Source organism: Pseudomonas sp. WT-JTC, from assembly GCF_056711565.1.
The window spans coordinates 5073236-5099877 of the sequence record NZ_CM160042.1; the positions used below are offsets into that span (position 1 = coordinate 5073236).

Below are 26642 nucleotides of genomic sequence, written 5' to 3' on the forward strand. Positions count from 1 at the left end.
GGGGGAACCAGGTTGGCGGACCGTACCGTCCACAGGCGCGAGTATCGCTCCGACAGGCAGTCCAGGTAACCGGATCACTAAAAACCGTTTCAGCAAAGGTCGCTCGCTGTCCAGCCGGATCAGCGAATTGCACCCGCTCGTGTGTAGTACGCAAGGAATAACGCCAGGGCCGTGGATAAGAGGTCTGGCGCATTGGGGGGGATAGCCCGATCCCCGTGAAGTGATCCGAGACAACCAAGTCTGCCTAAAGACGGCCTATCCAGTGAGGATGTACCAAATGAGCCTTCATCCCGTGCCCGCTTTCAAGCGAATTATCCATGGCCTGTTCTGGGTGGGCCTCAGCGTGGATGCGGCTCAGGCCGCGCCGGCCAACTGTCCGCAACTGGAAAATTGGCCGACAACGTACGAGGTCGGCCAGGGACTGCAGAGTGAACTGCGCAGCCCCGTTCCGGTAACGCAACTGGCGGTGGGTGACCCGAAAATTGCCGACGTGCAACCCAGCGGCAGCAACGCTTTCATACTCACGGGCATTGCGCCGGGGACCACCAGCCTGATGGTCTGGACCGCCTGTTCGAAAACGCCGCGCCAAAGCATGGTGTTCGTCAAGGGTAAAGCCACGTCGGCGCTGACCAGCGTGCCGTCGGTGCCTTCCGACGACCCGCTGCTGCCGAGCCAGGTGCAGACCGATATCCGCTTCGTTGAAGTCAGCCGGACCAAGCTCAAGGAAGCCTCCGCCTCGATTTTCGGCATCCGCGGCAATTTCCTGTTCGGCTCGCCGAGAACCTTGCCCACCATCGGCGGCATTGTCACGCCGGTGGTACCGGTGAACAACAACAACTTCAACCTCACTTTTGCTACCGGCAATACCCTGGTGGCGCTCAATGCGCTGGAAGGCAGTGGTTTCGCCTACACCCTGGCGCGGCCAAGCCTGGTAGCGCTCAGTGGGCAGAGTGCGAGCTTCCTGGCCGGCGGTGAAATACCGATTCCGGTGCCCAGTTCAGGCAGCGATAACATTTTCATCGAGTACAAGGAGTTCGGTATCCGCCTGACCCTGACGCCGACCATCGTCGGGAAAAACCGTATCGCGCTGAAGGTGGCGCCGGAAGTCAGTGAACTGGACTTCACCAACGCCGTGAGCATCGCCGGCACGGTAGTCCCGGCCCTGACCGTGCGCCGTACCGATACCAGCATCTCCCTGGCCGACGGCGAAAGCTTCGTCATCAGCGGCCTGATCAGCTCCCACAACGATTCTCAGGTGAACAAGTTTCCGGGGCTGGGCGATATCCCGGTGCTGGGTGCGTTTTTCCGCGACAACACCATCAACCGTGAAGAGCGCGAACTGCTGATGATCGTCACCCCGCATCTGGTCCAGCCACTGGCGGCCAATGCACAACTGCCGTCATTGCCTGGCGAACAACTGCGCAATTACGACCCGAACTTCTACCGCATGTTTTTCCTCGAAAATGGCGACTTCGACAGTCTCAGCGGGCTCTCGCAATGAACCGAAGCCTGAACCGGACTTGCCTCGCCCTCACTCGTAACGGTGACCTTGAACGCTTGCCGGGCCAGCTGTATTGCCATTGGCCAGGCGTTCAACCTGTTGTCGCCAGAGGACCTTCGATGAAAGCAGTCATTGCAATAGTGGCGACATTGATGCTCGCAGGTTGTGCAAGCAATGGCACTGCTTCGCGGCCGGCCAGCTGTGCCAAGCCCGGTTCGGAGCAAGAACTGTCCCTGAACCTGGCCGACAACATGGCCGAAGAAGGCCGTTTGTATGCCAGCCTGGCGAATCTGGAAGGTTTGCCCGATAACCTGGTCCAGGTTCGCCTGCGCAAGGCTCGGGTGCTGCGCTTGATGGGCCGTGGCGGCGACGCGCAGCCGTTGTACGAAAGCTTGCTCGGCACCTGTTTGGCGGCTGAAGGGGAACATGGCCTGGGCCAGTTGGCCGCCGCCAGAAATGATAACGCCAGCGCTGCCACTCACCTTGAGCGTGCGGTGAAGATGGCCCCTACCGACGAAAGGATGCGCAATGACCTGGGGGTCGTCTACCTCAATCAGCGACGGATCCCCGAAGCACGCTTTGAGTTCATGACCGCCATGGAGCTCAAGCAGGCCAACACACTGGCGGCACTCAACATGGTGACGCTGCTGATCTACCAGGATAACTGGAAGGGGGCTGCTGAACTGGTGACCCGCGCTGACTTGAGCCCCAAGCAAGTCGCAGAGGCTCAAAGCCGCGCGGAAAAACTCAAGGCCTCCGCCAAGAAAGTGGTGGCTACCGATGGGAATCGCAAGGCTGAGGTAGCCGATGCCTCTTCCAGTGCGAACAAGTAGAACGTACGAGGAGTCGAGATGAATACCAAAAGGCTGTTGATCCTGTGCATGACTTGCCTGTCCACCACTGCCTGGGCCATTGAGCCGGGCCCTTCTTCGCCGTATCAACAAGGCACCGAACAGTGGTTGCAGCTGCAGATTCGCGGTGTGGTTGCCTCCCCAATACTGCAAACCGCTTCGGCCACCGAACGTGACCTGGCCATGCAGCGCTGGCTGAATAGCTTCAGCTACCCGATTCCGCAATATTTTGACCAAGATGCAGCGGGACAAATGACTATCGGTAGCGGCAACTGAGGCCTGTCGATGGGTGATCAGCCTCTGGCGTAGTCCAGAGTGGCCTGGCTGCAAAGCCGGGCTTGATGTCGTGTGCAGGAAAGTAGTGGTCTCTACACATTGTCCAACCCTGACCGGATTACACCGGAACAGAGGTGTAGGTCCATGGCAGGAAAGTGCAGATCAGACTCGGGTGGCAAGGCCATCGCACTCGACAGCCTCCGGCCGTTTGACCTCACCCGAATGCTCTGATTACCCTGATCAGAGGGGGACCAATGGCTACCAGAAAGAAGCTTGGCCACAGGCAGAAAATCAGCGGAAATACCAGCTTGGTACCGATTTTCGCCCCCTTCTCTTCGGCGGCCTGCGTACGCCGGTCACGGAACTCATCGGCATAGATGCGCAGGGTGTCGGCCACGCTGGTGCCGAAGCGGATACTTTGCGCCAACAGGCTGACCAACCCTTGCACATCCTCCAGCCCGGTGCGCACAGCCAGTTGCTTGAGCGCTTCGGTACTGGGAACACCGGCGCGGATTTGCGCGTTGACCAGCGCCAGCTCCTCCGCCAATTCAACTTGGCTGACCGACATTTCCTCCGCCACCCGCTCGATGGTCTGCGGCAATGCCAGACCCGACTCCACGCACACCACCATCAGGTCCAGGGCATCCGGAAAGGCGGCACGCAGGCTGCCCTGCCTGGCCTGCTTGCGCTTGTCGACATACACCGCGGGTAGCAACCACCCGACAGCAGCCGTCATTGACACCACCAACAACCCCATATTCAGAGTAAGCCCGGAGAACATCGGCAACAATAACAGCGCAAGGCCAACCGAAATCAGTGGCAACAGCAAGCGCACCGCCCAGTACATCTGAACCGCCGAAGGCGAGCGGTAACCGGCGTGCATCAACAGGGTTTGGGTGGCAGACGTCTTAGCCGCCTCAGCCGAGCCAAAGCGTTGACCGACCCGCTCCAGCAATAACTGCAGATTGCCCGGCGCGTCCTGCCCGGCGACATTCCCTGAATGACCGCGTTTGATAAGTGCCAGACGACGCTGTACCGGATCCTGTAGCCCCAACACCAGCAACATCACAGTGAAGGCTGCGAACACCGCACTCAAACCGATGGCACAGACGAACAACATACGCGCCAACTGCGCATTGCCCGCCACCTGACTGAACAACCCGAGCAAATAGTCCATGACCTGCACCTCCGCGAAACGAATACCACTCAAACCTGAATCCGGATGATTTTGCGGATCCAGAGAATCCCGAGCAACATGGCGCCGAAAGCCCCGATGATCAGCTTGTGGCCAAGCGGATCATTGACCAGCAAAGGCAAGTAACTGGGGGTTGTGGCCAGGATCACCGCAGCCAACACGAAGGGAGTGGCCACCAGCACCCAAGCCGATATACGTCCTTCAGCCGACAAGGTCTTAATCTTGCGCTGGAAACGGAAACGCCCGCGAATCAGGCTACTCAGACGCTCCAGCACCTCGGTCAGATTACCGCCGGTCTCGCGATGAATAAGGATCGAGGTCACCAGCATCATCACCGTCATGCTGGGCATTCTCTCCAGCAGACCGAGCATGGCCCGGCGCACATCGTTGCCATAGTTGATATCGGCGAAGGTCAGGCCGAACTCCTGAGCCACCGGCCCCTTGTGCTCCTCGGCCACCAGGCGCAGGGTTTCGTTGAATGGGTGTCCGGCGCGCAGAGCGCGGCACATGGCATCCAGCGCGTCCGGCAGGCCTTCCTCGAACGCAGCGAAACGCTTGCTACGGTCACGAGAGATTTTTAGCAGTGGTAACCAGAAGACCGCGAAACCCGCGATCAGTGCCATCCACCAGATTGGCGAGACCATCCAGATCAGGATACCCGCCCAGACACCCAGCACCAGCCCGAGCAGCAATACCCGATAGGCCCGATACTCGTGCCCGGACTGCTCAATCATTTGCGTCAATGCTTCCATAAAGGGCAGCTGCTCAAGCCTGGCCTCCAGTGGCGACAAACGCGTCAGGTACTTCTGTCTCAATACCGTTTGCATGTTGGGTAGATGGTTGGCTTTCTCCAGTACATGCAAGCGACCGCGAATGCGTTTGCGCATCTTGCCGGCCTCGCCGAATACCGGCACCGCCACGCCCTGGGACAGGAGGAAGACAGCGATAAACACCATGCCGAGGAACATCAGAATGAATTCACTGGGAACCTGGTTCATGGCTGCCGTGCCTCCATCCACTCAGGTCTGAACATCGTCAGCGGCAACTCGATGCCGCGCTTGGCCAGCACATCGCGGAAGGCGGGGATCATGCCGCTGGGCCGATAATCACCCAGCACTTCGCCGTTTTCGCCCATGCCATGGCGCGCAAAGGAGAAGATTTCGGTCATGGTGATGATCTCGCCTTCCATGCCGTTGATTTCCTGCACACTGACCAGTCGGCGCTTGCCGTCCTCCTGGCGTTCCAGCTGGATCACCACATCGATGGCCGAAGCGATCTGCTGACGCATGGCCTTGATCGGGAAGGTCGCCCCGGTCATCGACACCATGTTCTCGATCCGCCCCAACGCATCGCGCGCGGTGTTGGCGTGGATCGTGGTCAACGAGCCGTCGTGGCCGGTGTTCATCGCAGTCAACATGTCCAGCGCCTCGACGCCGCGCACTTCGCCGATCACGATGCGGTCCGGCCGCATACGCAGGCTGTTGCGTACCAACTCCCGCTGGCTCACCTCGCCACGTCCCTCGATGTTCGAAGGCCGGGTTTCCAGGCGCACCACGTGGGGCTGCTGCAGTTGCAGTTCGGCCGAGTCTTCGATGGTGACGATGCGCTCGTTGTGCGGAATGAAACTGGACAGCACATTGAGCATGGTGGTCTTGCCGCTGCCGGTACCGCCGGAAATCAGCACGTTCAAGCGCCCACGGACAATCGCCTTGAGCAGCAGGGCAATGGCCGGGGTCAAGGTCCCAACCTGGATCAGGCTGTCGGTATTGAGCAGGTCCACCGCAAAGCGCCGGATCGACATGCTCGGGCCGTCGATGGCCAGCGGCGGAATAATCGCGTTGACCCGTGAACCGTCCTTGAGCCGGGCGTCCACCAATGGCGAGGACTCGTCGATACGCCGACCCAGGCTGGAGACGATGCGGTCAATGATGTTCAGCAAATGCTGATCATCGCGAAAGCGCACATCGGTGCGTTGCAGTTTGCCGAAGCGCTCGACATAGACCGAGGCAAAGCCGTTGACCAGAATGTCGGACACGCTGTGGTCAGCCAGCAACGGTTCCAGAGGGCCAAGGCCGAGCACCTCGTCGGTGATCTGCTTGATGATCAACTGGCGGCTGGAAGTACTCACCGGTGCCGAATGTTCATCGAGCAGGCGCTGGCAAATGTCGCGAATCTGCCGCGCGGCCTCAGCCTGTTCAAGGGAGTCCAGCATGGACAGGTCCATGACCTTGAGCAACTGCTGGTAGATCCTTTCTCGCCACTCGGCTTCTACCGGGGTGACCTGACTTCTGGTTTCGTAAAGAACGTCCGGCGTTGCACGTTCCCACGCCATGACTTCCTCCGCCGGATCCAGCAGCTCGTCACCCGGCTGGCCAGCCGGTGATGAGGCGGGTTTACCGGCCTGTTTGCGCAAGCGGTTACGAAAGTCGCTGATCATGGGTCACCCCCCGAAAAAACGGTTGAAGGCGCGTTTGAGCACGCCTTTTTTTCCAGCCATCTGGTTGCCGACCAACTCATCGGCCACGTTGCGCAGGGCAACGGTGATCGCCGCCTTCGGCGCATGCACACCCAACGGCACGCCAGTGTTCTGACTCTGGCTGACCAGGTTGAAGTCGTTAGGTAATTTCGACAGGTTCGTGCAGCGCAGGGCCTCGCCGATATCCTTGAGGCTGACCGCTGCCGTCTTGTCATAGCGGTTGACCACTATCTGCAATTGATCCCCACGCACGCCCAGGTCTTCGCGAAGAATCCGCACCAGGGCGCTGGCATCGCGCAGATGGCTGACGCTCTGCTGCACCACCACGTACACCCTATCCACCTGTTCCAGCACGGAGCCTGTGAGGTGGTCGATCTGCCGCGGCAGATCGACCACCACCCAGTCATAGCTGGCGCGGGCCAACTGCATCAGGGTGTCAAGTTGCTCGGGTTGGGCATCCTGCGGCAGACACAGTTCACCGGCCCGGCCACCCAGCACATGCAAGGTCGGGCTGAAGTGGCTGCAAAAACCGCGCAGCGCGACGCTGTCCATGCCGTCGATCTGATGCAACACCTCCAGATGGCTGTGGGTCTGCGCCACATCCAGGTAATGCGTCACGCTGCCAAATTGCAGGTCCATGTCCAGCAACAGGGTACTGCCACCCTTGATGCTGAGCTGCTGAGCCAGGTTGCAGGCCAGCATGGTGCCGCCGGAACCGCCCTTGGCGCTGATCACGGCGAGCAATTTTCCTACTGCCCCGCTGCCTGTCCGAACCTCCATGACCAGCCGATTCAAGGCGGCAACCAGTTCTGTCTCGGCGACGGGCTCCGGCAGCACATCACGGGCGCCGGCCTGCATCGCCAGGCGCATGCCTTCCTGTTCACTCAGCAGTCCGCACACCAACATCGGCGGACGTTCATGGGCCGGGCGCTGCAACAGTGCCGCCAGCTCTTCACGCCATAGGTGGCTGACGCGCAACAGCAACAGATCGGGCATCCGGTCCAGACCGTAGAGCGGGTCGACATGCCCATTGCTCACCAGGCGAGTACTCACCTCCAGGCCGGGCATGCGTTGGCAGACGCTCTGCAGATCGCGCAACGACGTGGCATCACGGCTGCTGATCAGCAACCTGAGCCCGGCTTTGCCGGTCGAACTGGAGAGAGGAGTGTCCCTGGTATTCAGCATGGCGTGATCTCCCCGGAATCGGAATGACGCCCGAGGCTTTCACGTGGCAACGTTGCCCTGAATGCGGGCAAGGTAATGGGCACGCCGAACCCGGGAATAAACAGATTGAAAACGAAGTTTTGCAAACTTAGCCGGACATAGCGGATGGCACGAAAACCGTTGGCGCTGACCAGGTCGCCGGGGTTGGCCACCAGAGCACCATTCACGTCCAGATAGGTCAACGTCAGGTTGGTGGTGGCCAGATTGCCGATCAGCTGGCTATTACCTGCATCGCCCGCCGCGTTGAAGATCGCCCGCCGCAACACCACCGGATCGCTGATATTGCACACCGCCGCCAGGCGTGTACCGCGGCGCACGGCTTCATCCAGCGCATTGATCGTGAAGTACAGGCGGCCCATTTCCAACACGCCGAACAACAACGTGAACATCAGCAGACCAATGAAGGCGAACTCCACCGTATAGGTGCCGCGCATGTGTTTTCTATTCATCACAGAGCCCTCATCACGGTAGTGGCGACCAGCGGAATGCTCAGTGCAATCTGATTACCAAAAAAACCGGGAAGCGATCCGGTGCAATTGCCAGCGCCAATCACCGGGCAGAACGTATAAGTGATGGTGACCCGCACATGGTCGGTGCCCACCGCGGCGACGACCACGTTGCCAGTCGTCAACCCTGACACCACAGCGGTCCCGGTGTTGGCCGGCACGCCATACACCGCAACGTTTTTCGTCTGGGTCAGTAGCGTATTGCTCAGAGTGATCGTACCCAGCGTCGAGTTCCAGGCCTGGTTGGCGACGAAACGGTCGGCATCGCGGCTGGCCTGTAGCAGGATGTTGTACTGATAGAGCATGCGGCCGAACTCACCGAAGGCCAGCATCAGCAACAGCAACACCGGCAGGACCAGGGTGAACTCCACCATGGCCAGGCCTTGCTGGCGCTGCCGATTCTTAAATCCGTGAAGTCTCATGACGCCTCCTACGAGTCAGTGCTCGGAGTGCCGCTGCCGTTGAGATAGGTTTTGTAGAGCTGAATGATCTGCGGGCCGGAAGAGGTTGACGGCGAGGGGCCGGCCACGTTGTCGCCTTCGCACTCCTTCACGAACTGGCCAAAGATCTGCGAGTCGCCGCCGCCGCCACTCATGGGCTGCACAACGAAATAACAGCCAAAACCGAGGACGGGGATCGAGGTTGAACCGCCCTGTTTGCCGGTGCAGTTGCCCACCACGACTTTCAGCATCCGACGCTCGAACACCCCGTTGCCCTGACAACCACTCCCCCCTGCCACACACGCGGCAACGCTCGCACGCCAGTCGTTATAGTCCAGTATCGCGTTGCCGCCCGCCGTGAGATTGCCATTGTTCGAGGTGACGGCTTGCCCCTGGTATTTCGGGCCTGTGCCGTTGTCAGTGATTGCAGGGTTACTGGACGTGGTCACCAGATCCGGTGGATAGGCGGAGGCACTGATCTGGCCGCCGTTGTAGATGCCGAAGCGCGTATTCAGGCCTTGAGAGGTGGGGCCGGCCGTGTTGCCAGGAGCGGTCTGGACATTGTCCCCAACATCGCGACAGACCTTGCCGCCTCCGGCCAGATCCTCCCTGACCTGACTGCCGCCCGAGCCAAAATCGAGTAACTGAAAGTTGCCTGGACCAATGGGCGACGAACTGCCGGCAGCCGTCTTCAATACTTGCAAATCACCAAATTGAAAGCCCCAGAACAGGCCGGCGCCCGGGTTGTACTGAGCCGGATTGCCACAAACCATCAAAGGTGCAAGATCGCAGGGGGTGGTAGGGCTGGGGCCAGCGGTGGCGATCGCCGCCACCGCTTTGGCTCCCAGGCCGCCAGGGCCGAATGTCTGGGCGAAGTTCCAGAAAAATCCCGTCAGGTTATAGCTTGGTACCGATACCCGAACGTACTTGGCATCGGCCGGCCCGGGATAGGAGAACGGGCCATAGACGCTGCTTGCCAGTTCCACAACTGCAAATGCACCGGCATTGCCGCCGACAGACGTGGCCAATTCGTTGTTGCCCGTGGCATTGGCATTCTGTGTCAGCGTATTGAGGGCGGCGGTACGCGTCGCGCTGGCACTGTTGACGCCCCCCTCCACCTGACTCAGGGTCTTGGCGCCACTCAGGGCGGCGGCGTCCACCGCATTCTGCAGGCGCGTTTTGTTCAGCAGCATATGCCCGCCGTCCAAAGCCAACGCTGCCATCATGGCCATCACCGCCAACGAGAGTACCATCAATACACTCACCGATCCTACCTGGCGCCTTGGCGTCGAAGTGAACGGCCGCTGAATACGAAGATTCATCATCAAGCCCTCGATTGCCGATACTGATCCGGATCGGCTTTGCCAATGCCGAGGTGCCCAGGCACCTGTTGCTCCCTGTCAGCGAACTCTGACTTCTTTGGTTTCGATCCCGCGGATAACGGTGATAGCCCCGCCACCCTCGCCCCTGTAGCGCGGTACCACGGGTTTTGGCTCCGCGACGGTGGCCACAGCCATGGCCGGCGCAACAGGCGCACCGGTCGCGGTTTTCTTCTCGAGGTTCAACGGGTTACGCAGCGCCAGTTGCAACTTGCCTTCGGTCTGCGCCGTAACCAGGGTTTCCGCTTCAGCGGCCGACATTTCCAGGGTCACGGCGCGCACTACGACCGGTTGGGTCTTGTCGGTACCCGCGGTCTGATCCACCGCCAACACCCGCAGGTTCTCGAGGATGGTCCTGGACGTGGCGCTGTTACTGCCGGCATTGGTGGTTTTGGTCGCCAGTACATCGACCCGGTTGCCCGGCAACAGGAATCCGCCCACGCCGACCACATCGTCCACGCGTACCGATATGGCGCGTTTGTCAGGCGCAATCAAAGAGGCCAGGGTGCTGCCCCCCAGGTGCTCGCTCAGACGTGCACCGCGCACGATGTCGCCGCGCAGAATGTCGAACGTTGCGATCTTGCCCACGGCTTTTTCGCTGGCATCGAAGGCATCGTCCGGGATCGTGTCCATGGGCATGCGTACAGTCGTGACCTGCTGGGCCTCGACCATCTGCCCGAATGGAATCTCTACCGTGGCGACCACTACGCTTCGAAGGTGGTCATCCGGGGTGGCATTGAGCCGCGCGCTCAGCCAGGAATCGGCCAGCCATGCTGCCCCAAGGCCCATGACCAGGGAAGCGCCTATCAGGGTAAGCGTACGAGAGCTCATGTCAGTATCTCCGTATCAAAGAAAGTCGAGCTGGACGAAGTAGTTGTGCCAGGCCCATTCCAACTCTTTCGGTGACAATGGTCCGGAACCGCCCGTATAACGCTGGTGATCGAGTGCCATGTTCAGGAGATCTCGGGGATGGCAGGGCACCAGGGGCATGCCTTCACTTGCATACAGCCTTTGCAGCACATAACGCACCAACAGCGGGTCATAGGAAATGCCCAGACGCTCGCTTTCCATACGCCAGATCTTTTCGTACTGCTCGGGCTTCAGGTAACCGAACTGCAGCTTGTAGCCAATCCGGCGAAGAAAGGCCTCATCGGCCAGTTCCAGGGGATTGAGGTTGGTGGAAAACACCAGAATCAGATCGAACGGCAGCTCGCAATGCCGACCGCCGCCCAGGTTGAGGAAATCGCGTTTCTCTTCCATCGGCACGATCCAGCGATTGAACAGTTCGGCGGGTGCCATGCGCTGGCGCCCCATGTCGTCGATGATGAACAGGCCATTGCTGGCCTTGAGCTGCAAGGCGGCCTGGTATTGACGGGTGAAGGGGTCATAGCGAACGTCCAGTTGCTCCATGCTCAACTCACCGCCCGTGATGACGATCGGGCGTTTGCAGCGCAGCAGTCGACGATCGATCCCTTCGTTGAGCATCAGATTGTTCTGTTGAGCATTTTCATCGAGCCGCTGATGCACCTGCGGGTCATAGATCTCGATCACCGACTCATTGATGACGATGGCATGAGGGACCCAGATGGCCTCGGCGAACAGACGGATCAGCCGAGTACTGACATAGGTCTTGCCGGTACCCGCGGGGCCATAGATCATGATCGCGCGCCCGGAGTTCATCGCCACACCCAACTGATCGAGCATCCCCTCCGTGAGCACTACGCCAGCAAGGGCATTGCGAATATCGCTGGGAGTGATGCGACCATGGTGAATGGTCTGCAGTTTGATCAGCGACCGGTAGGTACTCACCGGGAAGGGGGCCGCACCGATATAGCCACTGCGCGACAGGGCATCGCGGGCGGCACTGCGACCACGTTCGGTCAGGCCATAACGCAACATCTGCCCGCCCGTTTGACTCACCTGGCCAAGCACTTCGACACGGCCATCCTTGCGCAGAAATGCCAGGACTTCTTCAAGTACCGCGCCGGTCAGCGCCAGGCGTTCCACCAGCCGCGACATGTCCAGCACGCCGGCGTCGTGTAAATGCTTGCATACCAACTCACCGAGAAAACTGTCGGTCAGACCGGTTTCGCGGATTGTGCACGGCTGAGGAGCCAGTCGCTGCACCGCTTCCCGCTCATTGGGGAAGGCATCAGTATCAACCATGACGTGCATGACTAATCTCCCAACCCACTGGCAACGAGTTGCCAGTAGATGCTGCCCAGCGTGCCGAGCAAAATTGCAACCGCGTAAGGAAAGGGCTTGCCGGCCGCCTCGTCCGCACTCGGCGCCAGGTAGGCCCGAGCCTTCAGGATCAGCCAATAACGCCCCAGGGTTTGCAACATCTGACCGTGCACTAGCACAATCAGAAAACCGCAAAGGCCGCCGAATACCAGACTGTATACCGCGGCCCACAATGCGTAATGAACCGGCAGGAAGCTGCCAACCATGGCCATCAACTTGACGTCGCCGGCGGCCATGCCGCCCACGGCATACATGGGCAGAAACAGCGCAAAACAAATCAGGATGCCCAACAGGCCGTCACCCAGCCCGCTTATCCCACTTGAAAAAGTCTGGCCTGCTAATCCCAAGGCCAGGCCCACGAGGATCAGCAGGTTGGGAATGCGGTGGCGGCGAATATCGCTCACCACCGCTACGCCCAGCAGCCCTATCAGCAAAACAGTAGCTATCAGCTGCTCCATGGACATCACCGTATCTCCCTAGCGGAAATTTCGTTACGCGCAGGCACCACCGCCAACGGCATTGCACAGCGCCGTGATTCGGGTATGCACGTTCGTTCCGAGATTGGTGAATGCGAGGGCAACAGTTGCCGTAATCAACCCTCCCGCTACCGCATACTCCACAATGGTCAGACCATCTTCGTCTTTGACGAACTTCAGTACCGAAGCCTTGATTGTTTGCATGATCATTTTGCCCACCTCACTCGAATGTTGTTTTTTCTGAGGCAGTACTTTCTGCGCTGCCTGAGTGCAACACTAGTCAGGGGCAAGGCATGGGCGTTAGGAAGATTTTGCACATCGCTAGGACTTTTTTGCGGGGCGGCCAAATACGGAAATATTGGCCTTTGCAGAAGTAACGGGAGGGATAAACAAGGCATTGAAAATGCAAAGGCAATTGCTATTGATTCACAAGCGACAAGCGGTTAAACCCGTTTTGTCGAAAACACACCAACAAACACTCGCCCGGGACTGCCTTCCAGGCAACCCATAGAGCGAATAGAACTAAAAAAAGTTTTTTCTATCAGGATTAAATCTGCAAAGTGATGGCACCTTGGCAATACTCCTTAGCAAGAGAGTCACCAAGAACCCCAGAGTAGAGACATGACGTCCAATTTGACCAAAAGGCCATCGCTCCTGTGGTTCGATCTGACTCATGATCGGTCCACGAAAGAACTCGTCGCGCAGTTCGAGGACACCTGCGACTGCAGTCTGGCGAAAAACTCCGTGTTGCCCGTCAGGGAACAGGCAGACATGATCTGCATCCACTTTGATCGCCCCGACACGCAAGGCTTGAGGCTATTGCTGGAGATCAAACGCACCACCCCCAGCATCCCGATCACCATGTTTACCGTGCAGCACTCGGAGGAACTGGCTGTATGGGCCATGCGCTCCAGCGTCTGGGAATACATGGTGCTCCCGCTTTCGACCAGCGAGAGGAAACGTTACCTGACGGCGCTGGTGCAGCTCTGCGAGCTGCGCCGAAATGCCAACAACCGGGGCAAGTCATCGCAGATCGACCACTCCCCGACCCTGCCGGACAGCATCCGGCTGACCTCGGGACACCAGAAACACCAGGCGCTGAGCAATATCATGCTGTACATCGAACAGCACTTTCGAGACAGCATCGATCAGAGGGAATTGGCACAGCGCTGCGGCATGACGACATTTCGCTTCAGCCGCCTGTTCAAGGAGGCCAATGGACTTGGCTTTACGGATTACATCCTGGACAAGCGCATGAACTTCGCAAAAGATTTGCTCGACAACAGCCAGATGCCGATTACCAGCATCGGCTATGAGGCCGGCTTCAAGGATCCTTCCTACTTCGCCCGTGCCTTCAAGCAGTTCGCCAACTGCACGCCCAGCGAGTACCGCCTGGCACGGCAAATCAAAGCGGCTGCAGCTGCGCAACCGGTGCAGGATGAAGAAACCATTGAAGCGCTCGAAAGCCTGGTACAAAGCCTCAGCGGCTGATCCGGTTTTTTACGCGCAAACAAAAACGCCGCTCAATGAGCGGCGTTTTCGTTAAATATGGAGCGGGAAACGAGACTCGAACTCGCGACCCCGACCTTGGCAAGGTCGTGCTCTACCAACTGAGCTATTCCCGCAAATGGCGTCCCCTAGGGGACTCGAACCCCTGTTACCGCCGTGAAAGGGCGGTGTCCTAGGCCACTAGACGAAGGGGACACGCTGCCCGGAACACATGGTGTGTGTTTCGGTGCCCAGATCCGCATCCGAAGACTTGGTTCTGGTTTCACTCAGCCCTGCCCGAAAGCAACGCTGTTTAAAATTGGAGCGGGAAACGAGACTCGAACTCGCGACCCCGACCTTGGCAAGGTCGTGCTCTACCAACTGAGCTATTCCCGCATTGGCGTCCCCTAGGGGACTCGAACCCCTGTTACCGCCGTGAAAGGGCGGTGTCCTAGGCCACTAGACGAAGGGGACACGCTACAACATTCACTCCCTGCTTCGTTTCGCTGTGTGCTTTACGCTGCAAGTGGCGCGCATTCTATGGATGGATTGAGAGGTCGTCAACCCCCTGATATAAATTTATTTAAATCAATGACTTCGCCCTGCTTTTGGGCGCCATTGGGGTTTTTCCGCTGCCCGGCGTTTGACGCCTATATTCTGGCACCCGCCAAGACGTTATAGTCCACCCGTGATGGCAATCTGTATATCACGTGCCACCATTCATAGAAGCAGGGCTGCGGCCGATATAAGCGCAGGCATGTCCGATCCAGCCCGTCATGCGGGCCTGGGCGCTCAAACGCCAAGCCACTAAACTCGCATGCGTACCTAATAAGAGGTCTTACCGGTGACGCCACTCATGATCGCCCTGCTAGTTGGAGCCGGGATCGCACTGTTGATCGCCATTGGTTACATCAACCATGTGGCGGAAAACAACAAGCTGGAAAAGGCCCGTACCAAGATTGAGCTCAACGATCGGCTGCGACGCTGCGGCGAGATCACCGAGACGTTCCCCGGCCAGCTGATGACCCCGGCACTCAAGCTGTTGCTGGCCCGCCTGGAACTGAACGTCTGCCAGCGCCTGCTCAACCTGGAAAAATCCAGTGCCAACCTCAAGGCACGGATCGCCGAACTGGAGACCCTTGTCGGCCAGGGTGAGTCCATCCCGGTCAACAATCCACCGGCACCGATCCAGACCGAAGCCAAGGCCAAGGATGTGCGCTTCCTGCTTGAAGCGCTGCACGGCCAAATCACCCGCGCGGCACAGGACGGCTTCCTGGCCCCCAACGAGGCCAAACGCTGGATCCGTGAAGTGCGCCACATCCTCGTGCTGCTGCACATCGAGTTCTTCAACAACCTCGGCCAGCACTCCCTGCAACAGAACCAGCCCGGGCAGGCTCGCCTGGCATTCGAGCGCGGCGTGCAATACCTGCGCAAACAACAGGAACCACAGGTCTACGCCGAGCAACTGGAATACCTGGAAAAACTCCTGGCCCGCGCCAATGACCAGGTCATGGATCGCATTGCGCCGGTCGAAGGCGAGGTCAATCAGTTGACCGAAGGACTCAAAGACGTCGAGGCTGACGCGGACTGGAAAAAGAAAGTGATCTACGACTGATCAGCGAAAACAACTGTAGGAGCAGCCGGTCGACGCTCGAATGCTCGCGATGGACTCCAGAGCGCCGCGTTCAGCCAGTAAACGCACGTTATCTTTTGCGACCATCGCGAGCATGCTCGCTCCTACAGGAAGCTTTAATCGAGAGGTGGCTTTTTTTGGTCTGGCCGAAGATCATTTCAAAGCCTGAAATGCCCCACCATCCCCTTCAGCTCAACCCCCAGTTGCGCCAGCTCGATACTGGATGCGGCATTGCCCTGCATCGCCAGCGATGACTGATCGGCACTGGCGCGAATACTGGTGACACTGCGGTTGATCTCTTCGGCCACCGAGCTCTGCTCCTCGGCCGCCGCGGCGATCTGCTGGTTCATCTGCTGGATCAACGATACCGCCGCCGCAATACTTCCCAGCGCACTCTCGGTCTGCAAGGCATCGCTGACCGCCAGCTTCACCAACTCGCCACTGCTCTGGATCTGCTGCACCGACGACTGCGCCGCCGAGCGCAAAGCGCTGACCAGACGTTCGATTTCCTCGGTCGATTGCTGGGTTCGCCTGGCCAGTGCACGCACTTCATCGGCCACCACGGCAAAGCCCCTGCCCTGCTCGCCGGCCCGAGCCGCCTCGATCGCCGCGTTCAACGCCAGCAGGTTGGTCTGCTCAGCCACGCTTTTGATCACACTCAAGACCGTGCCGATATTCTGGATTTCCGCACTCAGGCTTTCGATGCTCGAACTGGCCGAAGAAGCCGAATCCGCCAACTGTTCGATCCGCGCCATGCTCTGGCGCACCACCTGCTGACCGCTTTCAACCTTGCCGTCAGCCGTTTGCGCGGCTAACGCAGCTTCTTCGGCATTGCGTGCGACATCATGCACCGTGGCCGTCATCTGATTCATCGCGGTGGCGACCTGTTCGGTTTCCTCTTTCTGCGAGCTGACTTCGAGGTTGGTCTGTTCAGTCACCGCCGACAGCGATTGAGCAGAAATCGCCAACTGCTCGATACTCGACTGCAAGCCGCTGACGATATGACTGAGCCCCGCGCCCATTTGCTGCATTGCCTGCATCAACTGACCGATTTCGTCACGGCGGGTCACGTCAATGGTCGCACTCAAATCCCCTGAGGCAATCTGCTGCGCCACATGAATCACACTGCGCAGTGGTGCCACGATCAACCGGGTGATGAACCATGCGGCAACCAGCCCAACCAGCAAGGCCAACGCGGAAGAGCCGATGATCAGCAGCGAGTTCTTTTTCAGTTCAGCCTGCATCGCCAGGTCTTCAGCGACATAAGCCTGATCCACCCGCTCGACCACTTGGGCTGCGCGCTGGTGCAATTGTTGATAGACGGTTTTTTCCTGCTCCAGCAGGCCGGTGTACTCGGCAAGCTTGTCACTGAAACTGGTGATATGACCCATGACCTCATTAAGGACGGTCTGGTAACCCTCGTCCTTGACCGTGGTCTTGAGCTGCTCGGCCTGGGTCAATGCCTGGCTGGCCTGTTCGATCTTGCCCTGCCCGGCGCTGTCGTCGCCTTTGCGGCTTTGATCCAGACGCACGCGCGCTTCATTCATGGCTTGCAGCATCAAGCGTGAAACCTGGCTGACCTGACTGGCCTGCTCGATGAATTGCGCACCGTCCTTGCCTTCGGAGTCTTTCAGCGTATAGGCACCGTCATCGGCGAGCCCGGATTGCAATACATCAAGATTATTGGCCACGCTGGACACCGACCAACTGGCCATTTCCAGCGCCAGGTCCTTGGCCTGGGTGAGCGAGACAAACTCGTCGAAGGCCTTGCGATAGGCCCCCAAAGACTGTTCGACATCATTCATCACCGGCACGTTGGCTGCTGACGCGGCCTTGAGCTGGCCGGCCAGGGCGATCAGGCCATCGACGCCCTCGTGCAGGGCATCGACGGTTTTCGGATTGCCGTGCAAGGCATACTCTTGCTCCAGCAGCCGCACCTTGAGCAAACCGCTGTTGAGCGATGACATCTGCTTGAGCCCGTCGAAGCGCTGGCTGATGGTTTGCAGGGACCAAACGCCAATGCCCGCCACCAGCGCAGTCAACAACAGCACCAGGACAAACCCGACTCCCAGTTTTTTCGCCATACCGAGGTTGGCAAAACGTCCTTGCACGGCCGAAATCATTGCACTTAGTCCCCTGCCATAGTCTGTAGACGCAGATTCGCAACGGGCCAGAAGCAACACAAGGCTCTGGCGCCTGAATAATGGCAAAAAGCTACACCAACGTCGTTTTCAGAACGCTTGAGGTCGATCCCGGGCAGTGGCCTGAAGGAGGGCACGGGCACGTGGGTCGCAGGCATATGCCACATTGATCCGCTGCCAGTCACCGGCCTCACCCGAGGGGTTGAAGGCGCTCTTCGATGACAGCAGTACACCCAGACGCCGCGCCAGGGTCCGCACCTGATCGCAGTCGGACGTTCGTGATCGCGCCCAGATGAACAGGCCTCCCGCCGGCTTGCCGAAAACCTCCCATTCGGCATCTTCAAGCAACTGCAAAGCCGCCAGCCGGTCGCAACTCAGGCGTTGGCGCTGACGCTGCACCAGTTTGCCGTAGGCACCGTTAGCCAACAGGCACGCCAGCACCGACTCGCAAAATCGTGAGGCGCCCATTCCCGTGGTCATCTTGACCTCGGCCAGACGCGTAATGACCTCGGAACCGGCCACTACGAAACCAACCCGCAAGGAACTACTGAGGGTCTTGGAATAGCTGCCCACGTAGATCACGTTGCCGTCCAGCGCAGCCAGTCGCATACCGGAACCGCTGTGCAAATCCGCATAAACGTCGTCTTCGATCACCTGCACGCCAAAGGTCCTGGCCAACTGCAACACGCGGCGCGCCACCAATGGTGCAAGGCTGCTGCCGGTCGGGTTGTGATAAAAGCTATTGATGAGCAGCCCTTGAGGCCGGTGTTTGACCAGCACCGATTCGAGCACGTCCACGTCCGGCCCGCGCGGTGTTCGCGGCACATCGACCATGTGGATGCCGTGCAGCCTGAGCAGATCGAACAGCACCGGATAACCGGGACTCTCCACGACCACACAGTCACCGGCCTTGAACAGTGTTCGCACAATCAGGTCAAGCCCTTGGCTGGCACCCGCCGTGGTCATGATCCGGTCGTCCTGGACCCGGATGTCCAGATGCCTGAGGCGCTTGAGTATCTGCTGTCGCAAGGCTGGCAAACCCAGCGGCGAACTGTAGTTGAACAGGCTGGCCGTATCGGCACGACTGACTTGCCGAATCGCGTAAATCAGATCGTCGGTCTCGCGCCAGCTTTCAGGCAGCCCGCCACAACCCAGCCGCAACTCACCCGGACAAGGCCCGTATTCGGGCTCAGCCCCCTCGAACCACGCAGGCTCGCGCTTTGCACCTGCGGCCAGTGCCGGGTCGGCAACCGTATAGCCGCCCCCATGGCCTGACACCAGCATCCCCTGTGTCACCAGGCGTTCGCAGGCCTGAATGACGCTTACCTGACTGAGCAAATTGATTCGCGCAATCTGTCGCACCGAAGGCAGGCGCGTACCGGGTGTCACCCCGCTGGAATTCAGCCAGCAGGTCAGCGCGTCAACAATTTGCTGTACGACAGGCACCAGTGCCTGCCGGTCGATTCTCAATTCCATGAGCAAACAGACTCCTGTTGGTTTTGCCAGAAGCAGTTAATCACAGGAGTGTTCGAAGGCCTGTGCGACAACGCCGCCAAATTCATTGGGTCCAATGGTTTGAAACACATTGCCAGGCCCTTTTACGAAACCAGAAAAACTGTGGGAGCGGGCTTGCTCGCGAAAGCTGTTTGCCAGGCCACATTGATGTCGACTGACACTCCCCTTTCGCGAGCAAGCCCGCTCCCACAGATTCCCGGTGTACCTGGTATAGGTGCATCGTTTTAAAATGCGGTTACGCCACCATCTACCGCCAATGAATGCCCCGTGGTGAACGCAGCGCCATCGCTGCACAGGTACAGCACCGCGCTGGCGATCTCTTCGACCTTGCCGATGCGACCGACCGGATGCATGGCGTTGGCGAACTCGCCTTTTTTCGGGTCGGCTTCATAAGCTCGACGGAACATATCCGTGTCGATCACCGCCGGACACACTGCGTTGACCCGGATCTTTTTCTTGGCGTATTCAATGGCCGCCGATTTGGTCAGGCCGATCACCGCATGTTTAGACGCTGCGTAGATGCTCATTTTCGGCGCTGCCCCAAGGCCGGCCACCGATGCCGTATTGACGATTGCGCCGCCCCCTTGCGCCAGCAGCAGCGGCAATTGGTGTTTCATGCACAGCCAGACGCCTTTGACGTTGACGCCCATGATCGCGTCGAACTCGTCGAGCGTACCCTCGGCCAGCTTGCCTTTCTCGATTTCGATGCCGGCATTGTTGAAGGCATAGTCAAGGCGACCGTAAGTATTGATCACCTCATCCATAAGATTTTTTACATCGCTTTCCAGGGTAACGTTGCAGCGCATGAAGGTTGCTTCGCCACCGGCCGTACGAATCAGCGCCACCGTGCCCTCGCCACCCGCCGTGTCCATATCGGCCACCACTACTTTCAGGCCCTCGGCGGCAAATGCCTGGGCGGTCGCGCGGCCAATACCGGCCGCCCCACCCGTCACCACGACCACCTGGCCGGAAAACGTCATGCTCATTGTTATGTCCTCGAAGAGAAGAAAGCGGGGAATCGCGCACGACCAGTCTAGCCATGGAGGTCTTGAACACGGCAGCACTATCAAGGCTCCGGTTGGGCGCCCATGAGTTGCAGTGATGGAACTGCCGTACCAAATATCACTCAACTGGATCAACGTGCATTCGCAGCATCAGCCGAACTTGCGGCATCGTCGCTGACCGGCTATCAACAAAGCTTCATTCATCCTGAGTGCCTGCCATGACCTCCCAGACCAATCGCCAATTCCTGCTCGCCAAACGTCCGGTTGGCGCGGCGACCCGCGAGACATTCACTTACCAGGAGGTGCCTGTCGGCGAACCGGCGGCGGGTCAGATCCTGGTCAAAAACGAATATCTGTCCCTGGATCCGGCCATGCGTGGCTGGATGAATGAGGGCAAGTCCTACATCCCGCCGGTCGGGCTCGGCGAAGTCATGCGCGCATTGGGCGTAGGCAAAGTCATTGCGTCGAACAACCCGGGGTTTGCAGTCGGGGATTACGTAAATGGCGCCATCGGCGTGCAGGATTACTTTCTCGGCGAGCCACGGGGCTTCTACAAGGTCGATCCGAAACTGGCACCACTGCCACGTTACTTGTCCGCACTGGGCATGACCGGGATGACGGCGTACTTCGCCCTGCTCGACGTCGGCGCGCCAAAGGCCGGTGACACCGTGGTGCTGTCGGGCGCGGCCGGTGCCGTGGGCAGCATTGCCGGGCAGATCGCCAAGATCAAAGGCTGCCGGGTGGTTGGCATCGCCGGCGGTGCGGACAAGTGCAAGTTCCTGATCGAGGAACTGGGTTTCGATGGCGCTATCGACTACAAGAGTGAAGACGTCCTCGCCGGTCTCAAGCGCGAGTGCCCGAAAGGCGTCGACGTGTATTTCGATAACGTGGGTGGCGACATCCTCGACGCGGTGTTGAGCCGGCTGAACATGAAGGCGCGAGTAGTGATTTGCGGTGCCATCAGCCAGTACAACAACAAGGAGGCGGTCAAGGGGCCGGCCAATTACCTGTCGCTGCTGGTCAACCGCGCGCGCATGGAAGGTTTTGTGGTGATGGACTACGCCGCCCAATACGCCAGTGCCGCGCAGGAAATGGCCGGCTGGATGGCCAAGGGGCAACTCAAGAGCAAGGAAGACATCGTCGAAGGACTGGAGACTTTCCCGGAGACGCTGATGAAATTGTTCAGCGGGGAGAATTTCGGCAAATTGGTGTTAAAGGTCTGACCCGATCGTTGAACGCACCCAAAAACCACTGTGGGAGCGGGCTTGCTCGCGAATGCGGTGTGTCAGACAACATCTTCGTTGACTGACACGCCCTCTTCGCGAGCAAGCCCGCTCCCACATTTGGATCCTGGGTGTCTGATCAGGCCAGTTCAGCCACCACCGAAGCCAACGCCTTGGCCGGATCCGCGGCCTGGCTGATTGGACGACCGATCACCAGATAGTCGGAACCGGCATCCAGCGCCTGACGCGGAGTCAGAATGCGCCGCTGATCGTCCTGGGCGCTGCCCGCCGGACGAATCCCCGGGGTCACCAGTTGCAGTGACGGATGCGCAGCTTTCAGGGCCTGGGCTTCCAGGGCCGAGCACACCAGGCCGTCCATTCCGGCTTTTTCCGCCAGGGCAGCCAGGCGCAGCACCTGTTCCTGAGGCTCGATGTCCAGACCGATACCCGCCAGATCTTCACGCTCCATGCTGGTCAGCACGGTCACGCCGATCAGCAGTGGTTTCGGACCGTTGCGCTGATCCAGCACTTCACGGCACGCGGCCATCATGCGCAGGCCGCCGGAGCAATGCACGTTGACCATCCACACGCCCATTTCCGCAGCCGCCTTGACGGCCATTGCGGTGGTGTTCGGGATGTCGTGGAACTTGAGGTCCAGGAACACTTCGAAACCCTTGTCGCGCAGGGTCCCGACGATTTCCGAAGCGCAGCTGGTGAACAGTTCCTTACCGACTTTGACCCGGCACAGCTTCGGGTCCAACTGATCGGCCAGCTTCAGTGCGGCGTCACGGGTAGGGAAATCCAGGGCGACGATGATAGGAGTCTGGCAGGCGGACATGAGTGGGCTCTCAGGCAAGTCGAAATCGGCGCGCATTGTAGCGGAACCAGCGCCGCTGCGGGACCCGATGATCGGTAAATCGTCGCGACGGCTCAGGCAAGACTAGCCCTCGAGGCCATTGTGTCGAGTTCGATACACACACGACACGCCCATAACACCCAGGCCCGCTACCCTCGGCAACCGCAACAGGTCCTTACAACGGCACTTCCCGCCTCAGAGCCGGACGCCTATGCTGGAACCACAACCTCGCAGCCTATCTTTGTGGTTGGCAGCCTACCAGGCAGATGAACGCACGCATGCAAAACACCCAAGCACCCGTGAACGACGAGCAGAAAACGCCAGGTGACGACAAGCGCTGGAGCATTCGCGCCCTGATCGTCGACGATGACGTCCCGATCCGCGAACTGATGATCGACTACCTGGCCCGGTTCAATATCCACGCCAGCGGCGTCACCGATGGCGCCGCGATGCGCCAGGTGATGCAGGCAGAGCATTTCGACGTGGTGGTACTCGACCTGATGCTGCCCGGTGAAGACGGTCTGTCGCTGTGCCGCTGGCTGCGCGCGGAATCGGACATCCCGATCCTGATGCTCACTGCCCGCTGCGAACCGACCGACCGGATCATCGGCCTCGAACTCGGTGCCGACGACTACATGGCCAAGCCATTCGAGCCCCGCGAGCTGGTGGCGCGGATCCAGACCATCCTGCGTCGGGTGCGCGATGACCGCAGCGAACAACGCGCGAACATTCGTTTCGACAATTGGCGCCTGAACAGCGTGTTGCGGCAACTGATCGCCGACGATGGCCTGGTGGTGCCACTGTCCAACGCCGAATTCCGCCTGCTCTGGGTGTTTATCGAACGTCCGCGCCGCGTGCTCAGCCGTGAACAACTGCTGGACGCCGCTCGCGGTCGTTCGATTGAAGCCTTTGACCGCAGCATCGACCTGCTGGTGTCGCGCCTGCGCCAGAAACTCGGCGACGACCCCAAGGCTCCGCAGTTGATCAAGACCGTTCGTGGTGAGGGTTACCTGTTCGATGCCCGAGACATCGGCTGATGCGCGGGCGCTTCGATACGCTGTTCGGCCGCCTGTTTGGCGTGTTGCTGCTGGCGATCATCCTCGCGCACCTGCTGGCCTTTGCCTGGTTTCACCATTACGGCCCGCCGCCACCGCCGCCTCCACCGGAGTTTTCCGAAGGCCTGGACGGGCCACGCCCACCGCTGGACCCACGCTTCGAGAAACGGCCACCACGGCCGTGGTTCGGCGGCCCCCTGGTGCCCCTGACGTTTCAATTGATCTCATTGATCATTGCCGCCTGGTACGGCGCCAAACTGCTGAGCCGACCGATCCAGCGCCTGAGCGACGCGGCCGAGCGCTTGAGCGAAAACCTCGACAGCCCGCCACTGGATGAATCGGGGCCACGGGAAGCGCGGCAAGCGGCACACACGTTCAATAAAATGCAGCGCCGCATCCTTGAACAGGTCAAGCAGCGTTCACGCATGCTCGGCGCAGTGTCCCACGACCTGCGCACACCGCTGTCGCGGCTCAAGCTGCGGCTGGAAAAAATCGACGACGACAAGCTGCAAGGCCAGATGCGTCAGGACCTCGACGACATGATCAGCATGCTCGACGCCACCCTCACCTACCTGCATGAACAGCGCACCAGCGAAGCCCCGCAGTGGATGGACGTTCAGGCGCTGGTGGAGTCCCTGAGCGAAAACGCCCAGGACCAGGGCGCGAACGTCCAGGCCAGCGGCCACTGTGTCCCCCTGCAAGTCCAGCCGATGGCCTTGCGCTCTTGCCTCAACAACCTGATGGATAATGCCCTGCGCTACGCCGGGCAAGCGCTGATCAGCCTGGAGGACCATCGTGAACAGCTGGTGATTCGGGTCATCGACCATGGACCGGGTATCGCCGCGGAACAACGTGAGGCCGTGTTCGAACCCTTCTTTCGCCTGGAAGGCTCGCGTAATCGCAACTCCGGCGGCGTGGGCCTGGGCATGACCATTGCCCGCGAGGCCGCGCAACGAATGGGCGGGCAACTGACCCTGGAAGAAACCCCAGGTGGCGGCCTGACGGCGGTGATTCGCCTGCCACGCGCCTGATACACACACTTGTGGGAGCGGGCTTGCTCCGGGCGGCGTTCCGACGAAAGCGGTGTATCAGTCAACTGATGTATCAACTGACAGATTGTCTTCGCGAGCAAGCCCGCTCCCACATTGATCTGCGTCAATCACAAAACCAGTGTGGGAGCGGGCTTGCTCGCGAAGAGGCCCTGAGCAGAATGCAATTCTCAGGGCCGGCGATCTTCAACCCGTGCCTGGGTCTTGCTCCAGTCGATCAACAGGCTGTAGGCCACCGCCAGCAATGTCGGGCCGATGAACAGGCCGATAAAGCCAAAGGCAATCAACCCGCCAAACACCCCAAGCAGCACAATGACCAGCGGCAGGTTACCGCCACGGCTGATCAGGTACGGCTTGAGCACGTTGTCGACACCGCTGATGATGAATGTGCCCCAGATCCCGAGGAACACGGCCAGCCCGTACTCGCCTTTCCAGGCCAGCCACGCGGTCGCCGGAATCCATACCAACGGCGGCCCCATCGGAATCAGGCTGAGCATGAACGTCACGATACCAAGCACCAACGCTCCTGGCACGCCGGCAATCAGGAACCCGATCAGCGCCAGGATCGCCTGGGCCGCTGCCGTGCCGATCACTCCGTTCACCACCCGCTGTACCGTGCCTGCCACCAGTTCAATGTAGTAGCCGGCCCGCTGACCGATCAGCCGCTCCAGCAACGTGTGTACAAACGCTGCCAGGCGCGGCCCGTCACGATAGAAAAAGAACACGAAGACGATGCTCAGGGTCAGTTCGAGAATACCGCCGCCGATCTGCGCGCTGCGCGCCAGCAACCAGTTACCCACCTGCCCCAGATACGGCTTGAGCGACACCATCATCGCCGCGCCCTGCTCATCGATGCTGTTCCAGATCCCGACCAGCCGCTCACCCACCAGGGGAATCGAACCCAGCCAGGCCGGTGCTTCGGGTAGCCCCTCGACCTGCGCATCCTTGATGAATGCCGTGGCATCGCGCACATGATCGGCAAGGTTGAAACCCAGCCATACCAGCGGTGCCGCTACCAGCACCATCCAGCCCAGCGTCAACAATGCCGCTGCCAGGGACTCGCGACCATTGAGCCAACGGGTCAGCAAGCGCATAAGCGGCCAACTGGCGAACGCCAGGACCGCGCCCCAGAACATCGCCGACCAGAACGGCGCCATCACCCAGAAACTCGCGCCGAACAGCACCACGAGCAGGATCTGCACCAACAGGCGATCGTTATTGATCATCAAAAGTCTCGAAAAAGTCAGTCAGCAATAGAGTAGGCGAACGTAGCGTGCACGTTCGCCCTATGCAGCCTACCGCAATAGCTCGATGTGCAGGCCAGAGCCTTCGACACTGCCGGTTTCCATCCGCGCGGCACGCACGCCCTGGCCAATCAGGGCCTGACGCCAGACTTCGGCGTTCGCTCCGGAAATACTGACCCGCAAGGTGGTGTCCAGATTCAGTCCGCGAGAAATCAGGCGCAGCCAGGTCTCGTCAGGTGCGCTGTTCAATGTGGCAAAATCGAGCTCGCCGGTACTCTTGAGTTCACGCAGCAAGGTCGCGGAGGTCGGCAACAGCTCGCCCAGCGGCGCCGAAGCGTCGAACTGCTCGACATGCAGGTAGGCTTTGCGATTACCGCGGGTGATGCTGTACAGCGCGACGAGCGTGTTGTCCCGTGGAGCAGCAAGTCGCAGCAACAAATAGGCTTGTTGATCGTCGGCGCCATACAGCTTGGCGTTGCCAAAGACCTGGTTGGCCCAGAGGCTGCTTTCACCGCAATCGCGCGCCTGGCACCAGAAAAGCAACCCGGCGTCCTGTTTTTGCAAAGCCTCGCGGGCAGCGGTGAACGCATCGTTCGATGAATGCTCGGCAGGTAACTCGTAGGTCACCGAAGTGACCTTGCCGCGGGCACTGACCTGACCGTCGAAACGTAACTGGCCACTGATTTTGCGGATCGAACCCAATGGGTAGATCCGCTCCAGTTCGGCGGCGGGACGATAGTCGACAATATGGGCGTCGACCATGCGCGGCACTATCGGGAGGTCCTGACTGCCCGGTACATCGGTGGCGAACAACAAGGGACTGAAACTGCACAGCACCAGCAAACTGAATGAACGCATGGATAGAC

The 26642-nt window shown here is 59.8% G+C and carries 25 protein-coding genes, 4 tRNA genes and 1 pseudogene; 8 read left to right on the plus strand and 22 right to left on the minus strand.

The annotated features are described in order from the left end of the window. Positions 1–277: 277 nt before the first annotated feature. The 3 genes from AC06G5_RS22950 (at position 278) to AC06G5_RS22960 (ending at position 2628) form a co-directional block, all read left to right on the plus strand. Positions 278–1501 carry a type II and III secretion system protein family protein gene (locus tag AC06G5_RS22950; RefSeq protein WP_480458354.1) on the plus strand — a complete coding sequence of 408 codons (1224 nt, stop codon included), beginning with the start codon at positions 278–280 and terminating at the stop codon, positions 1499–1501. A gap of 119 nt (positions 1502–1620) precedes the next feature. Next, the gene (locus AC06G5_RS22955; protein WP_480458355.1) at positions 1621–2334 is read left to right on the plus strand and encodes a tetratricopeptide repeat protein; all 714 of its coding nucleotides are present in this window, start codon (positions 1621–1623) and stop codon (positions 2332–2334) included. A gap of 18 nt (positions 2335–2352) precedes the next feature. After that, positions 2353–2628, plus strand: a complete 276-nt coding sequence (locus tag AC06G5_RS22960) for a DUF3613 domain-containing protein (RefSeq protein WP_480458357.1) — start codon at positions 2353–2355, stop codon at positions 2626–2628. 214 nt (positions 2629–2842) lie between these two features. Here AC06G5_RS22960 and AC06G5_RS22965 read toward each other — a convergent pair whose 3' ends face one another. The 11 genes from AC06G5_RS22965 to AC06G5_RS23015 form a co-directional block, all read right to left on the minus strand. After that, complete coding sequence (locus AC06G5_RS22965; RefSeq protein ID WP_480458358.1) at positions 2843–3805, minus strand: type II secretion system F family protein; 963 nt, start codon at positions 3803–3805, stop codon at positions 2843–2845. A gap of 29 nt (positions 3806–3834) precedes the next feature. Next, on the minus strand, positions 3835–4821 hold the full coding sequence (locus AC06G5_RS22970; protein WP_480458360.1) for a type II secretion system F family protein: 987 nt from the start codon (positions 4819–4821) through the stop codon (positions 3835–3837). After that, positions 4818–6260: a TadA family conjugal transfer-associated ATPase gene (locus tag AC06G5_RS22975; protein ID WP_480458362.1), complete on the minus strand. Its 1443-nt coding sequence runs from the start codon at positions 6258–6260 to the stop codon at positions 4818–4820. Before AC06G5_RS22975 ends, AC06G5_RS22970 begins: the two co-directional genes overlap by 4 nt. Positions 6261–6263: 3 nt before the next feature. After that, positions 6264–7484 carry an AAA family ATPase gene (locus AC06G5_RS22980; protein WP_480458364.1) on the minus strand — a complete coding sequence of 407 codons (1221 nt, stop codon included), beginning with the start codon at positions 7482–7484 and terminating at the stop codon, positions 6264–6266. Further along, positions 7478–7972: a TadE/TadG family type IV pilus assembly protein gene (locus tag AC06G5_RS22985; RefSeq protein WP_480458366.1), complete on the minus strand. Its 495-nt coding sequence runs from the start codon at positions 7970–7972 to the stop codon at positions 7478–7480. The genes AC06G5_RS22980 and AC06G5_RS22985 overlap by 7 nt, the downstream gene beginning before the upstream one ends. Beyond that, positions 7972–8451 (minus strand): TadE/TadG family type IV pilus assembly protein, encoded by a 480-nt coding sequence (locus tag AC06G5_RS22990; RefSeq protein WP_480458368.1) that lies wholly within the window; start codon positions 8449–8451, stop codon positions 7972–7974. Before AC06G5_RS22990 ends, AC06G5_RS22985 begins: the two co-directional genes overlap by 1 nt. Positions 8452–8459: 8 nt before the next feature. Then, positions 8460–9794, minus strand: a complete 1335-nt coding sequence (locus tag AC06G5_RS22995) for a Tad domain-containing protein (protein ID WP_480458370.1) — start codon at positions 9792–9794, stop codon at positions 8460–8462. Positions 9795–9869: 75 nt separating this feature from the next. Then, positions 9870–10679 (minus strand): Flp pilus assembly protein CpaB, encoded by an 810-nt coding sequence (cpaB, locus tag AC06G5_RS23000; RefSeq protein WP_480458372.1) that lies wholly within the window; start codon positions 10677–10679, stop codon positions 9870–9872. 15 nt (positions 10680–10694) lie between these two features. After that, the gene (locus AC06G5_RS23005; RefSeq protein WP_480458374.1) at positions 10695–12023 is read right to left on the minus strand and encodes an ATP-binding protein; all 1329 of its coding nucleotides are present in this window, start codon (positions 12021–12023) and stop codon (positions 10695–10697) included. Between the two features lie 2 nt (positions 12024–12025). Then, a complete protein-coding gene (locus AC06G5_RS23010) occupies positions 12026–12556 on the minus strand; it encodes an A24 family peptidase (RefSeq protein WP_480458376.1) in 531 nt (176 codons plus the stop codon). Between the two features lie 27 nt (positions 12557–12583). Next, positions 12584–12778, minus strand: a complete 195-nt coding sequence (locus tag AC06G5_RS23015) for a Flp family type IVb pilin (RefSeq protein ID WP_480458377.1) — start codon at positions 12776–12778, stop codon at positions 12584–12586. A gap of 411 nt (positions 12779–13189) precedes the next feature. Here AC06G5_RS23015 and AC06G5_RS23020 point away from each other — a divergent pair, with 411 nt between their 5' ends. Continuing rightward, positions 13190–14059: an AraC family transcriptional regulator gene (locus AC06G5_RS23020; RefSeq protein WP_480458378.1), complete on the plus strand. Its 870-nt coding sequence runs from the start codon at positions 13190–13192 to the stop codon at positions 14057–14059. A 58-nt stretch (positions 14060–14117) separates the two neighbouring features. Here AC06G5_RS23020 and AC06G5_RS23025 read toward each other — a convergent pair. The 4 genes from AC06G5_RS23025 to AC06G5_RS23040 form a co-directional block, all read right to left on the minus strand. Next, positions 14118–14193 (minus strand) — tRNA-Gly (locus AC06G5_RS23025). A 3-nt stretch (positions 14194–14196) separates the two neighbouring features. Beyond that, positions 14197–14272: transfer RNA gene (locus AC06G5_RS23030), tRNA-Glu, on the minus strand. A gap of 104 nt (positions 14273–14376) precedes the next feature. Beyond that, a tRNA-Gly gene (locus tag AC06G5_RS23035) sits at positions 14377–14452 on the minus strand. A 2-nt stretch (positions 14453–14454) separates the two neighbouring features. Then, positions 14455–14530: transfer RNA gene (locus AC06G5_RS23040), tRNA-Glu, on the minus strand. A 382-nt stretch (positions 14531–14912) separates the two neighbouring features. On the opposite strand from AC06G5_RS23040, the gene AC06G5_RS23045 reads away from it, so the two are divergent. Continuing rightward, positions 14913–15671, plus strand: a complete 759-nt coding sequence (locus AC06G5_RS23045) for a hypothetical protein (protein WP_480458379.1) — start codon at positions 14913–14915, stop codon at positions 15669–15671. Positions 15672–15847: 176 nt separating this feature from the next. Here the strand turns inward: AC06G5_RS23045 and AC06G5_RS23050 are convergent, their stop codons facing one another. From AC06G5_RS23050 to AC06G5_RS23065, 4 genes and pseudogenes are all read right to left on the minus strand, one after another. Further along, entirely contained in the window at positions 15848–16729 is an 882-nt protein-coding gene (locus AC06G5_RS23050; RefSeq protein WP_480459919.1) for a methyl-accepting chemotaxis protein, read from the minus strand. Continuing rightward, positions 16709–17812, minus strand: a pseudogene (locus AC06G5_RS23055) (HAMP domain-containing protein); the annotation flags it as partial. The gene AC06G5_RS23050 and the pseudogene AC06G5_RS23055, both read right to left, overlap by 21 nt. Before the next feature lie 108 nt (positions 17813–17920). After that, entirely contained in the window at positions 17921–19306 is a 1386-nt protein-coding gene (locus tag AC06G5_RS23060; protein ID WP_413428236.1) for an aminotransferase-like domain-containing protein, read from the minus strand. A 263-nt stretch (positions 19307–19569) separates the two neighbouring features. Continuing rightward, positions 19570–20331 (minus strand): SDR family oxidoreductase, encoded by a 762-nt coding sequence (locus tag AC06G5_RS23065; protein WP_413428235.1) that lies wholly within the window; start codon positions 20329–20331, stop codon positions 19570–19572. Between the two features lie 236 nt (positions 20332–20567). Between AC06G5_RS23065 and AC06G5_RS23070 the strand changes: the two genes are divergently transcribed. After that, positions 20568–21572 (plus strand): NADP-dependent oxidoreductase, encoded by a 1005-nt coding sequence (locus AC06G5_RS23070; protein ID WP_480458380.1) that lies wholly within the window; start codon positions 20568–20570, stop codon positions 21570–21572. A gap of 139 nt (positions 21573–21711) precedes the next feature. Here the strand turns inward: AC06G5_RS23070 and pyrF are convergent, their stop codons facing one another. Continuing rightward, positions 21712–22410, minus strand: coding sequence for an orotidine-5'-phosphate decarboxylase (gene pyrF / locus AC06G5_RS23075; protein WP_480458381.1), 699 nt, complete (start codon positions 22408–22410; stop codon positions 21712–21714). Positions 22411–22706: 296 nt separating this feature from the next. On the opposite strand from pyrF, the gene AC06G5_RS23080 reads away from it, so the two are divergent. Then, entirely contained in the window at positions 22707–23465 is a 759-nt protein-coding gene (locus AC06G5_RS23080) for a response regulator (protein ID WP_413428233.1), read from the plus strand. Continuing rightward, positions 23465–24514, plus strand: a complete 1050-nt coding sequence (locus AC06G5_RS23085; protein ID WP_480458382.1) for a sensor histidine kinase — start codon at positions 23465–23467, stop codon at positions 24512–24514. The genes AC06G5_RS23080 and AC06G5_RS23085 overlap by 1 nt, the downstream gene beginning before the upstream one ends. Positions 24515–24702: 188 nt before the next feature. On the opposite strand, the gene AC06G5_RS23090 is transcribed toward AC06G5_RS23085, so the two are convergent. Together AC06G5_RS23090 and AC06G5_RS23095 are read right to left on the minus strand one after the other, a co-directional pair. Further along, on the minus strand, positions 24703–25758 hold the full coding sequence (locus tag AC06G5_RS23090; protein ID WP_413428231.1) for an AI-2E family transporter: 1056 nt from the start codon (positions 25756–25758) through the stop codon (positions 24703–24705). Between the two features lie 69 nt (positions 25759–25827). Further along, a complete protein-coding gene (locus AC06G5_RS23095) occupies positions 25828–26634 on the minus strand; it encodes a DUF4892 domain-containing protein (protein WP_480458383.1) in 807 nt (268 codons plus the stop codon). Between the last annotated feature and the right edge of the window lie 8 nt (positions 26635–26642).